Consider the following 14,105-nt stretch of genomic DNA (forward strand, 5'->3'; position numbering starts at 1 on the left):
CATTCTTTAAATACCAGGCCAGCGCCGTTCGGCGCGCGGCCCGTAAATAATGATCAGGAAAATGGATTAAGCACCAACATACCCTGTAATTTGGGAAACACGAGAAAGGTCGATATTCCCACCTGAAATAATACTGACCGTTTTACGGCCACGAATATAATCGTCGAGCTTGCCGCTTAAGAGTGCCGCCGACGCTAATGCCCCCGCGCCTTCTGTCACCACTTTATTACGCTGAATTAATGCAATCATGCTGTCGCGAATTTCGTCTTCAGTGACCAGAACAATATCGTCAACCAGCTCACGCACAATTTCGAAGGTCAGGTTGCCCGGACGCGCAACGTCGCAGCCGTCAGCCAGCGTCGTGCAGGTGCGGTGATTGGTGATTTCACCGGCATAGAACGATGCGGCCATACCGTGCACGTTTTCAGACTGCACGCCGATGATTTTGATTGTCGGGTTAATGGATTTGATCGCCGTGGCGATCCCGGCAATCAGGCCGCCGCCGCCGATTGGCACGATGACGTTATCCACATCATAAAGGTCTTCAAGGATCTCCAGACCAATCGTTCCCTGACCAGCAATCACCAGCGCGTCATCATAAGGAGGAATAAAGATGCGGCCTTCGGTTTCAACGATTTCGCTGACTTTGGCAATCGTGTCGTTGAAGTTATCGCCGTGAAGAATCACTTCCGCAGAGTAATCCTGCGTCGCCGCAACTTTCGATTTCGGTGCACCTTTTGGCATCACGACCTTGCCGTCAATCCCAAGCATCGCGCAGGAAAGAGAAACGCCCTGCGCATGGTTGCCCGCTGAACAGGCGACCACGCCTTTACGGCGTTCAGCTTCCGTCAACGCGCTTAGTTTGTTAAATGCGCCGCGAATTTTAAAGGAACCCGTACGCTGCATATTTTCAAACTTCAGAAATATTTCACCTTTGCAGCGTTCGCTAAGATAATTTGAGCGCGGCATCCCGGTTTTATAAATTTTACCGGCCAGTCTTTTTTTCGCTGTTTGAATATCGTCAAGCGTTACAGGCAGATCGTAGGTAATATGCATCATATCCTCTTATCAGAATGGCTTTCTGATGTTTAGACAAAATCAGGGTGTCAGAGTATTTAATGACTCTGGGTTTTGTTTACGTTATTAGCTGTTTTTATTTAACAGGCTATTAATTCATTTCCGCCTTCCCGGCCTTCGACGAATATTCTTTCGCCAAATCAACCAATACTGAGGCAGATTTTTTAATCCGATAATTTTTAGACCACACGGCTGCATAGCGCGCTACCGGTAATACATCTTCAACCTTTAGTGTAATAAATTGTTTAGAGCCAAACGGCGCAATCATATCTCTTGGGATCACCGTCAGGAATCCGGCATTCAGCACCAGGTTGTAGATGGTGACGACAGAATCGGTTTTTACAATATTTTCGGTGCTGATGTGATGAAGATGGAGGGTGGTGAGAAGTTCTTTGTAGTAACCCATATCCGTTTGCGGTAAAACCCACTGCGCGTTTGAGAGCGACTCCAGCGTGACCGTTGACGTATACGTTCGCGATTTCGATGCGGCGACAACAAATTCAGACTCGAACAGCGGCTCTACCTGCAAATCCTGAAGCTGCATTTCATCACTTAATGTACCAATGGCAAAATCTAAGCGGCCATCACGCAGGGCCGGTAAAAACGACGAAAGCTGTGCTTCAAACATGGTGACCTGCGCCGCCGGGAACACCGTTTTAAAGGTTTTAATCATCTCGGGTAAGAAGGTAAAACCGATTAGCGATGGGTAACCAAACGAAACGTCAACCACGCTGTTGCAGCTCAGACTGTTCATCTCGTTGACCATGTTTTTCATTTCACGGGTGATGGATTCTGAGTAACTCAGCAACACCTGACCTGCGCTGGTCAACGTGACGCCGGTATTTTTACGCACCATCAACTCGATACCAAAGTTAGACTCAATGTCGTTAATAATTTTGCTGACCGCCGGTTGGGTAAGCCCAAGCTGCTTGGCAGCTGAACCAAAAGAACCACTTCTAATGACTTCCTGAAACACCACTAACTGTTGTGTTTTTGGCAGAAGAACATTATCCATTTTTCTTTCCCCCTTTATTTCCATTTGGCGAGAGGGATTCTAATAAATATAGGAGAGTAAGATGTGTGCTATTACTCACAATTTACTTTAAACCTGTATAAACACAGGTCACAAAATACAATAAAAACATTATAAATCATATAGTTATTAATACACTCAAGTGACTTTACCCTGACTTTTATCAACAAAAATAAGGTGTATAACTTTATTTTATGGCGATAAATAAAGCACCTTTAAACATATAAAAAACCAAATTAAAAGATCACCTTTCAACCAATTTCAGGGCGTTTTTTACCCTATTGTGCGCATTAACATTCTTTTTAATATATAAAATAAACTGGTAAAAAAGCCTGTTATCAAAAAAATTCTTCGTACAACGTCACAGATACCCAGGACAAACATACATTCACGTTAATATGTTCAGATCACTATCATTAACATACTAGAAACCAATACGAAACATTGCAGATATTTCAAAAACCTGTTTTTGTTTTGTTTTACGAGAAAATAATTAAGCAAAAAGCACACCAGGCAGCATAAAAACCCACTAAATTTTATCCGATCAGTGTTTTGTGCATCGTGTCGCAATTCTGCAAAATGGCACACGTAGATGCAGGATGAAGAGAAGGCATTACCGGTTGTCGGGGCAGAAAAGCAAAAACCCGCCGAAGCGGGTTTTGCCTGAAAAAAGTGAAACTGACCGATAAGTCAGCTTTGTATCCCATGCAATCAAGCACCAGAAGCGGTGGAATGCGGGTTGTAGCCAATAATGTATCCCATTCTGTATCTCATTTGAAGTTGCGCGGTTGGAGAAACCATCTAACCCGATTTTTTTGACGTACCCTGCTATAAACCGGCAAGCGTATCAAATATCTGTGAGCATTTTTTTGGTTTAATGATCTTCAGAAACAATGACGTTTGCATATGCTTCGTCAGAAAGATTGATGTAAAATCACACGATTAAGTGCCAGCACGGGAAGTGAAAATGGATGATGCACATGGTAACTATGTTATCAAGCCGATAAGGCGCATTGGTAAGGGCGGGTTCGGCTACGTTGAAGAGATTCGGCTCCAAAATTACCAAGGTCACACCTGCGGAGCATATGCAAGAAAAGTCTTCGCGCTACAAGACCCAGCCTATAGAGATGAATTCATCCGTAGGTTCGAAAGAGAGGTCACTTACCAAGCGGACTGTAAGCATACTAATATTGTGCCTATTTATCTTCATCACTTGGTTGGTGATGAGCCTTGGTTTGTGATGGATTTAGCCGAAGGAGATTTGGTAACGGCTTTGCGTTCAGGCGAAATGACAATAAGAGATAAGATCAGCGCCATTCGCATGACACTGGAAGGCGTTGCATACCTTCACGATCACAACTATTGGCACCGAGATTTAAAACCTCAAAACGTTTTGAGGTTTTCTGACGGAACTTACAAAATTTCTGATTTCGGTTTAGTCAAGAATGCGGATCAAAAAGCCGAGTCGGAGGTGATAACAAAGGTAGCTGCAATCATGGGTACCGAACGTTACATGGCTCCAGAGGTTTTTGCTGGGATCTATTCAGAAAAAACAGATATCTTTGCCTTAGGTGTCCTCATTGAAGACATGGACTTAGGGGCAATACCGGGTGTAGATGACTTGGTTACGAAAAGTACAGCCAGGAAGCCGCCCAAAAGACATAGTTCTGTGCATGAAATGCTCGCAGACTTGGAAAAAATAGTTATAGGGAATGGGTTATGATTGAATTATTAACTTGTGGCTTGTTCTCCTTCTCGAAAGAGCCACGCAGAGAAAATCAAGATACCATCCTTCCACCACTACTCATCAATAATGGTTTTTTGATTGCTGTAGCTGATGGCGTTGGATCGTATGACGGTGCACAAAACGCGTCTCAATCAGCTATAAGAGAGCTACCTGAACTTGTCAGAAAGGGAAATCTGCAAAATATGACGAGCCTTTTTCTTTCTCTCAAGGAGGGGGTTTCTTCATTGTCTGAGATGAACATCAAGTTTTCTCACGCAGCTACAACGCTGACATTTTGTTTTGTTGATGATGAGGGCCTTCATATTGGACATGTTGGGGATTGTCGTTTGTATGTGAAAACGGATTCTAAACTCAAACAAATCACCAAAGACCACACCCAGCACCAGAAGCTACTTGATGATAAAATATACAGCAAGAGTGAGCTGAAACAGTTGCCGGGCAAGAATACTCTCACTACGGCAATCGCGAATGCGATCCCGCTCGATTTCCAGCAAACCTTTATCCCTCATGATGAGCTGCTTAATGACCGTGACGAAGCATTCGTATATTTGATGTCAGATGGTACACATGCATTTTGGGAAAAAAGACCACGTTTCTCACCGAACACATTAGAAAACCCTTCAAGTTTCGCATCCAGCCTCTATAAACGTATCGAGCGAGCTGGTCCGATAGACGACCATTCATTGATCGCAGTTAGATACAGGGTTCTTTAACCGCCTTCGGGCGGTTTTCTATTGTCTCGCTTACTTGCACAACAAATAGTTCCTCACTGCTAAACACACCACAAATTCCGCAGTAAGTTGATGAGAATCATTCTTGATAAAAGACTATAGGTACTTTCTCTTTTGGGTATACCTCACTGACAACGTGATATTTAGTATCAATAGGGTGTTGGTAGTATAGAATTGATAACGTTTCATGTGTGCTGTATACTTTGAGTGTTGAAGTAAAACCTCAAAGAGACAAAAGATGAACGTCCTAATTTATGCACGAGCCTCTACCAGAGAACAAGATTCCACACGTGCTGTCCCGGCGTTGCGTGAGTTTGCAAGGGAGCGTGGTTGGGCTATCAGTAAGGAATATGTCGAGAATGCTTCCGGGGCTTCCCTTGAACGTCCTCAGCTATCGCTGTTGCTTGATGAGGCTAACAATGGGGATTTGTTGCTGGTGGAGTCTATTGACCGCCTGAGTCGTCTGGAGGCTGTCCAATGGGAAAGTTTGAAGCGTACCATCCAAGATAAGGGACTGAAGCTGGTAGTGGTGGATTTACCCACCTCGTGGAAAATGCTTCAAGGGGATAAATCGTCATCTGTGGTGGATGGCATTATGGCAGCAGTAAATAACATGCTGATCGATATGCTGGCTACTATGGCCCGTCAGGATTATGAGACTCGACGTGCACGTCAAAAGCAAGGTATCGAGAAAGCAAAAGAGGCTGGTGTGTATGTCGGTAAAGCTAAGGATGAAAGGGCGCGGGAGGTTGTTAAATCTTTACTCAGTGCAGGACACAAACCCGCTAAAGTAATGGAACTGGCTGGAGTATCACGCGCCACTTTTTACCGCATCAAGAAGGAAATGGCGTGATTGCTCACGCCTAATTTTAAGCCTCAGAACACAAACTAAGCGTATAGATAGCGGTCTGCCCGTCGTTGTTAGTTGGGCGCATAACGAAAACAGGATCACTCCCGTTGTCAATGTAAGTAACCGCTATTCCACCGTCTGGGGTGGCGTACATCTTCGCAATACTTTTCTCTCCAATGAAACCCAGCCGCCAGGTTTTACCACCCATGCTCACTTTCATGCTTTTGTCCTGAACATCAAGACGAGTCTCGACTGAGGATTTTTGGCTACCAGAATCGATCTGCCCTTCCTGGATCGCCTTACAGGTGAACGTGGTTGCACTTGAGGCGAAGGGGAGAACGATCAGCGCCGCGAGAATCAATCTTTTCATGGTCTTCCTTTTTGCTGTGAGTTAGGTATTCATCGGGAGTCATTATAAAACCATCAATTGATAAAAACGATCGATTTGCATTGAATTGATCGATTTGCATTGAATTGATCGATTAAATTGATCAATCTTGAAACTATAATCCCTATGCACAGTTGTTGGGAGCGATGGGTTTTGACAACGGAATCAAAGGAGAAAGTTTGTGACAAGAGTAATATTGGCGATATCAGGGCTATTGTTCTCGCAGTTTGTGGCAGCAGAGCAGATCACAATGTCCGATCCTCAGCAGGAAACGACGGAGAGCGGGAAAACGCTATGCACGTATCAGAACAGCAATTACCTCTTCACCTACGTAACTAAGGGGAAATGTCCGTATACCAAAACCTTTCAAACCGATGATGCAAAGTAAGTGCACAGCAATGTGATGAAAACGCCACTCCTGCCGTACATTTTTATCAATCACAAGTGCCTGTAGAGGCAATAAACCGCCCATCTTCAATACGCCAGCGCCACGCTCGGTTTCCACTCACGTTCAGATAGAACTCTTCCAGATCGTAATTAATCGGCTCACGCGATTCTGCTGGTAGGATTACATCGTTCAGATCCTGCTGCAAAACCAAGAAACCAGGAACTACCTCTACGAAAGGCAATCCCTCCCATTCGTTGTAAACACCGTTTATAGCGCCTGTTGGTGCACCCAACGCTCTTAACTGAGCATCAATTTCAGAGTTTTTTTGTCTTGCCATAGATAAAGTCTCCGGCGCTCTACTGCGCCATTTGGGGGAATGATGAATCCTGTCCGACATTCCTCGGATCAGGGGATAGATAAGTTTTTTTAATTTCGCGTTTACACGAAGTTGTTAAGCAAACATGCGTTTTCGTCGTGGTGGCGACCTTCGCCATTAGCCAAGGTGCCACGCATAACGAACGATTGGACACGTGTTATGTTCCAACTGGGTTGTCACAGTCTTAATGAATAAGAAAAAAAGATTTAGGGCCGTTAGGGACGCTTGCCCCGTTTAGGCCTTATTTCCCAAGGGCTGGGATAGTACGGCTCTATTTTGTCAGGGCCGTTTTAGGGCTGTTATGCAGCTTCGATCTGAGGGTAGTATTTCGACAGATACCATTCACGGGCGTGTCCCTTATCCATGTCAGAATGATACCAAAGCGCACCCTTTGTTAACGGAGTGTCCTTAAATCGAGTGAGTGTGAATAATCTTGCGCTGGTATAACCGTGTTTACTTAGCCAATCCGTTGCTTCATTGTCCCGACTAAATGCCGGACAACCTTCACGAAAAGCATTGAAAGAGAACACTTGGTGGCTTTCGGTGAATACTGCCGCTTCTGACTCTGCCGGGGAGACACTTGCCTGTTTCATCCGTTCCAACGCTGCGCTGTGTGGTGGTCGGTATGGATTGAAGTCACTGAGATCGTATTGCATGAACCAACGATAGACGGCCTCCAGCCCGCCAGCTTCTAACCAGTCGCTAAGGCGTGCGATGAATGCTGCTGTTTCATCGTGATCCACTTGGTGCTTAATGAAGTGTGTCGCATAGTGCCGGCGGTCGTTATCGTCAACTTCTATTGGCGTTGGACTGTTGCTAAACGTCATGAATCGCGTGTATGTCGCTACCTTACGGGCATTCTCGTACAACGGTCTAATGTCCACTGTTGGTTCGGTCTGTATAGACTTCAGTGATTCTGCAACTCGGCGGCTTGCTTTCGGAGGATCATCGAAAACAATTATCAGATTATCGGCTAACGCGCCGTTATGTTTTTCGGTTAGTTGGGAGTAGCTCGAATAATGCTTTGTTTGCCCCGCCAGCAGCGGTGAAAGTATTTTCTGGAAGAGAAATCCTTTGCCCGTGCCGGTATCAGATGGGATCACAAGATGCCATGTTGGACGCTCTTCTGGGCGCTGGAAACAGTGAGCTAACCAAGCGCAGACGTTGGCGCGATCGTCTCCATCAGGGAACATCCTCACCAAGTATTCAAACCATGGTGTAAGGATGTCTACTGGAGACTTGTCACTGGAGAATTTGCGAAATGTATTAAGAATCCCATCGTCAGAAAGGCCAGACGGCAACGCCGGATTGAAGATACTTTGGGCAATGTATGGAAGTGTTCGAAATACAACGGACTGCCATAGTGGATTCCATGAGTTCCCTGAAAAACGAGCGTAATGTACCGCAAGGGAATCGAGACTATGATCGGTGCCTGTGTTGATGTTGCGCAACTTAACGCCACCAGGCAGTGAAATCAGGGCGTATCCCTGGCTACGCAGGTGAAGCGAGAAGGCTTCAACTGGGGGTGGGGGTGTGGCTGTGTGTGTGGTCGTCTCTTGTGTCATAGGTGTCGTGCTCCTGTGCGTCGTATAAAAGTTTAATAATCTGTGCTGCGCGTGAACGGTGTTCGCGCGTATTGTCCAGCCATTGTTCAATGTCTTTTGGAACGATTAATTGCATGGCTTAGCATCCTGTTTTTGAAGGCTTTTCATAAAGCAAGTGGTCGTAGTACGCCCATGCTGTCCCGTAGTAAACGGCGAGATTTCGGAGGTACGTTAGGAAGCGTTCCCAGCTTAGGTAGGGCCAGATCTCCAGAGCGAACTCATAAAGTTGCGTGGTTACTGCGTCATTACGTCCCAACCATGCATCAAATAACGGCTGAGCGAACTGCTGCGGCTTCCAACCCTGCTGAATTAGGAAGGCTCGCACCTTTCCCTCAAACGTGTTTGTTGAGCGATTGAGGACCAACCTACATGTCCCTGTATCGTGGTCATGGTCGATGCATGGAGAATTTAGTCTGGTGCCCGTAATCGGGTCTTTACCATCCTGGAGTGAGGACATCATTTCTCTGTAAGCCGGGCGTTGCCGGGAGGCTAACCGCCGGGAATCTGACGGCATAGCGAACTGTTGAAATTGTGCGTCTACCATCACACCTCGAATGCTGCGAAGATCGCTTGTTCAGTAGTGATAGCGTCTTTGGCTGACTGTTCGGCTGCTGCTGCTTCCTGCTTTCGCTGGCGTTGTTGACGGACGATTTCCAACACTTCTGCGGCGATATCCGACTTCAGACGTTCAGATGCCGCCGCTACAGCCTCCTGGCGTTCCTGTACCAGCAGAATCTCCGGTTTAAACATGCTCACCTCGAAGAAAGGCGAAGATTGATAATGGTTGCAGGCTTGAGGATTGAGGATGTAACCGTTGTCCAGATAAGCAGCCGCCTTAGTGATGACCAGCGGGAATACCTCGTTGAAGACGATGGTGGTGCTGACTTCGGACAATGCTACTTTTTCCGCTTGCGTGATACGTTCGTCATAAAGACGCTGGATGAGGGCTGTTTGTTCTTTAGTTAGTTTCATTAATAATGCGCTCCTTTGCTTTAAGAATTTTGTTCAGATTTATGGACTTGCAGCACTTACAGCGGAATGGGCTATCGGTGCTGGTGGCAGTTTCGCTAAGAAAATACTCGTCGCGATGATGGATAAGTCCGCTTTTTTCATACTCATTGAGATGCAGATGGGCGTTGTTGTAGCCCCATCTCTCCACGTACTCTTCAAAGGTGAAGACGTGATGTTGCTGGTGTTCCAGCCAGAGAAGGAAGCCGATTCGTTTCGGTGTCTGTGGCAGGCCCAGCAGTTTTAGCCGCGATTTGCACGCGTGCCATGTGGTGTGGTCAACCTTGCCGCGCAGACGTGCGGAGTCCGTTACGTCGATTGACGCTAAGTTTTTATTTTCCAAATAATGATTTCCTGATGGTAATAAAAAACCCGCAAGCGGATTGATCCAGCCTACCAAGGAGAAGAGGCAGAAACTGGCACCTGCGGGATTTTATGTGTTTCGGTGGGATGTCGGGGAAATCTTCCCCTTAATTACATAATAACACGAATCATTCTCATTTGTCAAGCACTTTATGAGTTTCACTATTAAAATCAATAAATTAAACCATTGGAAGCGGTGGCGTACCTGATGAGAAAAACACGCTGTTTGCCATAATTTATAAAAGTAGGGGGAATCCCCCCTGCACTTACAGGAAGGTTGATGAGAGTTTAGTCCCAGCAAATACCATCAACCACTGGAAGTAAATTCGTCACAGTAAACTTGTGGGTGTATCGCTGGGTTTGCCCTTCCCCACTATGCTCATGTCCGACCACCTTCTGAACTGGCGTAAGCTCGTTAGTTTTTCGCGCTTCTGTAATAAATGTGTGGCGAAGGCTGTGCACGACGCGGCGAGCGCCATAATCATTGAGATAAGGGATCTCAAGAACCTCACGAATATCGTGGAAAAAGTGGGTGATCTGGTTGAAGTTAGTGAGGTCAGGGAAAAGCGAATCGCCAGCAGAGAATCCCTCTACATAGTCCAAAAATCCAAGATCAAGCAGATGAAGTGATAGCGGTACTTGCCTCGTACCTGCTTCGGTTTTGGTATCATCAATCATGATGTAGTAACGCTGGGAATCATCATCAAGACGAACATCCGAACGCTTTAGTTTGGCGATCTCTGCCCGACGTGCACCAGTATAGGCAAGGAGGAGCGGTATCCACTTTTTCCAACCTGATAGATTTTTGAAATGGGCCACCAGCCTGCGCATTTCTGTTTTGCTGTAGTCTCCATAGCTTTTGCTGTGTGCTTCATAACGAACGTTTAGCGTCGGTGAAGATGCCAGTATATCCATTTCAGATGTTAGATAAGTAGAGAACAACCCCTGGCATAGCTTCAGATAATCTTTAACGGTCTTCGGTGCCACACGGTCATCCTCGGGAACCTCATCCAAATCTAAACACTCCCGAACCGTCATCTTGTTATATGGCTTCTTGTTCTGACGGGGTAGACCCGCCACCACTTCCAGCAAGTTTTTGATATCGCGGCGGGTGATTTTGTCCACTGGCGTATCAGCCCCCAGCACTTCTCTGATGACCATGAAGTACTTTTCGTTCCCCTTCCGAATCTTCGGATTCCAATCTGATTTGAACACCAGAAAACCATCCCATGCCTTTTGCAATGTCATGGCTGGCGCAGAATCTTCAACCGGAGACACTGCGACAGGTAGAGGGATTTTCTGTTTCAGATCGTTGAGGATCTGGGAGTACGTCGAAAAATCTTTACTCAGAAAAGCTGCATTGGCCTTCTGCGACTGGTGCAAAAGAATATCGTACTTTGACGCTGCGGCGACAATGGCACTTTCCATACCTGAAATATCGAAACGCTGAGCCAGAGACTCAAGAAAAAAAGATTCCGTCGGGGATGCTTCGCCGTTGAAGAGTTGATCTTCATAGAACTCTTGAAAAAACTGTGCGAACGCCCGACCAGTATCTGGTGATAACGGTGGGGTTACATCTCCCCTTATTTTTCGCTGGCGAGCGTCGGCGGGGATATTCTCAACATAGCCATAAATCTCTGCATGTTGCGCGGCTACGAAAGCATCAATGTCATGCTGGGATAGCTTTTTCATCATTCGTATGATTCTCTGTAACTGATCGCGGTGGATAGTACCAGATCGCAAAAGAGCGAAGAATGGCGTTAGTCGGGAGATCAGGAACTGACATCGGCGTGGGCTATCCGTACCAAGCGAGCAACGGAAAAATTGATTATCAGACAATCTGAAGTAAGCGTAAAAAACGCCGTTACGCTGAAGCGTATGAGGTAGGTAACAATCGTTGATGTATCCCATTCTGTATCTCATTTATTCTTCTAAGTGCCTGAGATACATCAACTTATTGTTTTTAAAGAAGTTGAAGCTGACCGATAAGCCGGGTTCTGTCGTGGACAGTCATTCATCTAGGCCAGCAATCGCTCACTGGCTCAAGCAGCCTACCCGGGTTCAGTACGGGCCGTACCTTATGAACCCCTATTTGGCCTTGCTCCGGGTGGAGTTTACCGTGCCACGGACTGTTGCCAGCCGCGCGGTGCGCTCTTACCGCACCCTTTCACCCTTACCTGATCCCACTTGCGTGGGCCATCGGCGGTTTGCTCTCTGTTGCACTGGTCGTGGGCTGTTACACCCCCCAGGCGTTACCTGGCACCTTGCCCTATGGAGCCCGGACTTTCCTCCCCTCCGCCCGTCTCCCCCGAAGAGGACGACGACGAAGCGGCGACTGTCTGGTCAGCTTCGGCGCGAAGTATAGAGGGTTTGCGCGCCCTTGTCACCCCGCACTGCGCATTCCGACCGCAAGCGTGGCCGCGATGTTGCGTGAAGCGCGGTAAATGTTGTCAAATGCGCCGCGAAACGCCTCCTCCAGCGTGCCGATACTGGTCAGCACGCTAAATACCGCATCGATACCATATTGATGTACCACGCCCACGTCACGCGTCAGGCTACCCGCAATACCAATCACCGGTTTATGATACTTTTTCGCCACGCTTGCCACGCCAATCGGCACTTTGCCATGAATGCTTTGGCTGTCAATGCGCCCTTCCCCGGTGACCACCAGCGTGCAGTCGTGAATATGCTCTTCCAGATTCAGCGCGGTGGTGACTATCTCAATGCCGCTTTTCAGCTCCGCACCAAGAAACGCCATCAGCGCAGCCCCCATGCCGCCTGCCGCGCCCGCGCCAGGCACCTCTTTAACGTCTACGCGCAGCGATGTCTTGATCACATCGGCATAGTGCGACAGGTTGTTATCGAGTTCGCGGATCATCGCCTCGTCAGCCCCTTTCTGCGGGCCAAAGATGCGGGATGCGCCGCTATCGCCGATTAGCGGGTTGGTCACATCACAAGCGACGCGGATGCTGCAATGTTGAATGCGGGGATCGAGGCCCGAGATATCGATGGAATTCAGGCTTTCAAGGCTGCCACCGCCAAAACCGATGTCAGTGCCATTGGCATCCTGGAGTTTCGCGCCCAGTGCCTGGACCATGCCTGCACCACCGTCATTAGTGGCGCTGCCGCCAATGCCAATAATAATGTTGGTTGCGCCGCTTTCCAGCGCTTGCAGGATGAGCTCACCGGTACCGCGAGAGGTTGTCACCAGTGGATTGCGCTTCTCCGGAGGAACCAGCGCCAGCCCACTGGCTGCCGCCATTTCGATAAACGCGGTTTTTCCGTCGCCAGACATTCCCCAGTTGGCGTTCACCTTTTCGCCCAAAGGCCCGGTGACCCACGCATGATGTTCAGAGCCTTGCGTGGCAGCAATCATCGCTTCAACCGTTCCTTCGCCGCCGTCAGCAACCGGAACAGAAACATACTGCGCATCAGGAAATATTTCCCGAAATCCTTTTTCTATCGCCTGAGCTACCTCGGAGGCAGAAAGGCTTTCTTTGTAAGAGTCTGGGGCGATTACGATTTTCATAGTGATAGCCTGTTGCTGCACAACGCCGGATGGCGTTTCACTTATCCGGCCTACAATGTAGGCCCGGTAAGCTAAGCGCCACCGGGCACAACGTCCTTAGCGAGTGACTTCCACTTTCGCCAGTTTTTCGTAGTAGCACGCCAGAGCGCTATGGTCTGCCGTTCCCAGGCCATCAGCACGCAGGGCCTGCATCATTTCCATGACCGCAGCGGTAAGCGGCAGTTGTGCACCAACACCGTGAGAAGTGTCCAGGGCGTTCGCCAGATCCTTGATATGCAGATCGATACGGAAGCCGGGTTTAAAGTTTCTATCCATCACCATAGGGGCTTTAGCTTCCAGCACGGTGCTGCCCGCCAGGCCGCCACGAATCGCCTGGAATACCAGTTCCGGGTTAACACCCGCTTTGGTTGCCAGCGTCAGCGCTTCGGACATCGCAGCGATGTTCAACGCGACAATCACCTGGTTTGCCAGTTTAGTGACGTTGCCTGCGCCAATTTCACCGGTATGCACCACGGAGCCCGCCATCGCTTTCATCAGGTCGTAGTATTTGTCGAAAATCGCCTTGTCGCCGCCAACCATGACAGAGAGCGTGCCGTCGATCGCTTTTGGCTCACCACCGCTGACCGGCGCATCCAGCATATCCACGCCTTTTGCTTTCAGTGCTTCACTGATTTCGCGGCTCGCCAGCGGCGCAATAGAACTCATGTCGATAAGAACCGTGCCCGGCTTCGCACCTTCGATAATTCCGCCTTCACCCAGCGCAACCTCTTTCACGTGCGGGGAGTTAGGCAGCATGGTGATAATCACATCGCACTGCTCGGCAATACCTTTGGCAGTGCTTGCGGTTTCTGCGCCTAAGGCAATCAGCTCAGCAATCACTTCCGGGTTACGATCGGAAACCACCAGCGAGTAACCGGCTTTAATGAGGTTTTTACTCATTGGTTTACCCATGATGCCCAGGCCAATAAAACCAACTTTCATCGTCATAATTGTCTCTCTCTCTTATTGCGG

The 14,105-nt window shown here is 48.0% G+C and carries 14 protein-coding genes and 1 other RNA gene; 4 read left to right on the plus strand and 11 right to left on the minus strand.

The window, feature by feature from the left end; genetic code table 11:
• Positions 1–66 precede the first annotated feature (66 nt).
• Positions 67–1,056 (minus strand): bifunctional threonine ammonia-lyase/L-serine ammonia-lyase TdcB, encoded by a 990-nt coding sequence (gene tdcB, locus F0Q32_RS16550; RefSeq protein ID WP_108475019.1) that lies wholly within the window; start codon positions 1,054–1,056, stop codon positions 67–69.
• Positions 1,057–1,168: 112 nt separating this feature from the next.
• Positions 1,169–2,092 carry a transcriptional regulator TdcA gene (gene tdcA / locus F0Q32_RS16555; RefSeq protein WP_149463951.1) on the minus strand — a complete coding sequence of 308 codons (924 nt, stop codon included), beginning with the start codon at positions 2,090–2,092 and terminating at the stop codon, positions 1,169–1,171.
• Between the two features lie 985 nt (positions 2,093–3,077).
• Between tdcA and F0Q32_RS16560 the strand changes: the two genes are divergently transcribed.
• From F0Q32_RS16560 to F0Q32_RS16570, 3 genes are all read left to right on the plus strand, one after another.
• A complete protein-coding gene (locus tag F0Q32_RS16560) occupies positions 3,078–3,833 on the plus strand; it encodes a serine/threonine-protein kinase (protein WP_047355789.1) in 756 nt (251 codons plus the stop codon).
• A complete protein-coding gene (locus tag F0Q32_RS16565) occupies positions 3,830–4,570 on the plus strand; it encodes a PP2C family serine/threonine-protein phosphatase (protein ID WP_126501295.1) in 741 nt (246 codons plus the stop codon). Before F0Q32_RS16560 ends, F0Q32_RS16565 begins: the two co-directional genes overlap by 4 nt.
• Positions 4,571–4,826: 256 nt before the next feature.
• Complete coding sequence (locus F0Q32_RS16570; protein WP_105604601.1) at positions 4,827–5,441, plus strand: recombinase family protein; 615 nt, start codon at positions 4,827–4,829, stop codon at positions 5,439–5,441.
• A gap of 16 nt (positions 5,442–5,457) precedes the next feature.
• Here F0Q32_RS16570 and F0Q32_RS16575 read toward each other — a convergent pair whose 3' ends face one another.
• Complete coding sequence (locus F0Q32_RS16575) at positions 5,458–5,808, minus strand: hypothetical protein (RefSeq protein ID WP_048998060.1); 351 nt, start codon at positions 5,806–5,808, stop codon at positions 5,458–5,460.
• Positions 5,809–6,007: 199 nt separating this feature from the next.
• On the opposite strand from F0Q32_RS16575, the gene F0Q32_RS26580 reads away from it, so the two are divergent.
• Entirely contained in the window at positions 6,008–6,214 is a 207-nt protein-coding gene (locus tag F0Q32_RS26580) for a hypothetical protein (protein ID WP_064179039.1), read from the plus strand.
• 46 nt (positions 6,215–6,260) lie between these two features.
• On the opposite strand, the gene F0Q32_RS16585 is transcribed toward F0Q32_RS26580, so the two are convergent.
• The 8 genes from F0Q32_RS16585 to garR form a co-directional block, all read right to left on the minus strand.
• Positions 6,261–6,551: a hypothetical protein gene (locus tag F0Q32_RS16585; protein ID WP_063155291.1), complete on the minus strand. Its 291-nt coding sequence runs from the start codon at positions 6,549–6,551 to the stop codon at positions 6,261–6,263.
• Between the two features lie 338 nt (positions 6,552–6,889).
• Positions 6,890–8,155, minus strand: a complete 1,266-nt coding sequence (locus F0Q32_RS16590) for a primase-helicase family protein (RefSeq protein ID WP_227660981.1) — start codon at positions 8,153–8,155, stop codon at positions 6,890–6,892.
• A 582-nt stretch (positions 8,156–8,737) separates the two neighbouring features.
• Positions 8,738–9,166 (minus strand): hypothetical protein, encoded by a 429-nt coding sequence (locus tag F0Q32_RS16600; protein WP_064179037.1) that lies wholly within the window; start codon positions 9,164–9,166, stop codon positions 8,738–8,740.
• Complete coding sequence (locus F0Q32_RS16605; protein ID WP_003844871.1) at positions 9,153–9,545, minus strand: hypothetical protein; 393 nt, start codon at positions 9,543–9,545, stop codon at positions 9,153–9,155. The genes F0Q32_RS16600 and F0Q32_RS16605 overlap by 14 nt, the downstream gene beginning before the upstream one ends.
• 308 nt (positions 9,546–9,853) lie before the next feature.
• The gene (locus F0Q32_RS16610; RefSeq protein ID WP_226876165.1) at positions 9,854–11,260 is read right to left on the minus strand and encodes a tyrosine-type recombinase/integrase; all 1,407 of its coding nucleotides are present in this window, start codon (positions 11,258–11,260) and stop codon (positions 9,854–9,856) included.
• Positions 11,261–11,535: 275 nt separating this feature from the next.
• An RNA gene (rnpB, locus tag F0Q32_RS16615) (RNase P RNA component class A) lies at positions 11,536–11,916 on the minus strand.
• A 32-nt stretch (positions 11,917–11,948) separates the two neighbouring features.
• Positions 11,949–13,094 carry a glycerate 2-kinase gene (gene garK, locus F0Q32_RS16620; protein WP_149463952.1) on the minus strand — a complete coding sequence of 382 codons (1,146 nt, stop codon included), beginning with the start codon at positions 13,092–13,094 and terminating at the stop codon, positions 11,949–11,951.
• Between the two features lie 96 nt (positions 13,095–13,190).
• Entirely contained in the window at positions 13,191–14,081 is an 891-nt protein-coding gene (gene garR / locus F0Q32_RS16625; RefSeq protein WP_149463953.1) for a 2-hydroxy-3-oxopropionate reductase, read from the minus strand.
• Positions 14,082–14,105 lie beyond the last annotated feature (24 nt).

The organism is Pseudocitrobacter sp. 73, assembly GCF_008369545.1.
GTDB lineage: Bacteria > Pseudomonadota > Gammaproteobacteria > Enterobacterales > Enterobacteriaceae > Pseudocitrobacter > Pseudocitrobacter vendiensis.

Coding starts and splice junctions, on each gene's coding strand:
- F0Q32_RS16600 (WP_064179037.1), bottom strand. CDS start 9,166: ATGAAACTAACTAAAGAACAAACAGCCCTCATCCAGCGTCTTTATGAC.
- tdcB (WP_108475019.1), bottom strand. CDS start 1,056: ATGCATATTACCTACGATCTGCCTGTAACGCTTGACGATATTCAAACA.
- F0Q32_RS16610 (WP_226876165.1), bottom strand. CDS start 11,260: ATGATGAAAAAGCTATCCCAGCATGACATTGATGCTTTCGTAGCCGCG.
- F0Q32_RS16585 (WP_063155291.1), bottom strand. CDS start 6,551: ATGGCAAGACAAAAAAACTCTGAAATTGATGCTCAGTTAAGAGCGTTG.
- F0Q32_RS16590 (WP_227660981.1), bottom strand. CDS start 8,155: ATGACACAAGAGACGACCACACACACAGCCACACCCCCACCCCCAGTT.
- garK (WP_149463952.1), bottom strand. CDS start 13,094: ATGAAAATCGTAATCGCCCCAGACTCTTACAAAGAAAGCCTTTCTGCC.
- F0Q32_RS16570 (WP_105604601.1), top strand. CDS start 4,827: ATGAACGTCCTAATTTATGCACGAGCCTCTACCAGAGAACAAGATTCC.
- F0Q32_RS16565 (WP_126501295.1), top strand. CDS start 3,830: ATGATTGAATTATTAACTTGTGGCTTGTTCTCCTTCTCGAAAGAGCCA.
- garR (WP_149463953.1), bottom strand. CDS start 14,081: ATGACGATGAAAGTTGGTTTTATTGGCCTGGGCATCATGGGTAAACCA.
- F0Q32_RS16560 (WP_047355789.1), top strand. CDS start 3,078: ATGGATGATGCACATGGTAACTATGTTATCAAGCCGATAAGGCGCATT.
- tdcA (WP_149463951.1), bottom strand. CDS start 2,092: ATGGATAATGTTCTTCTGCCAAAAACACAACAGTTAGTGGTGTTTCAG.
- F0Q32_RS16575 (WP_048998060.1), bottom strand. CDS start 5,808: ATGAAAAGATTGATTCTCGCGGCGCTGATCGTTCTCCCCTTCGCCTCA.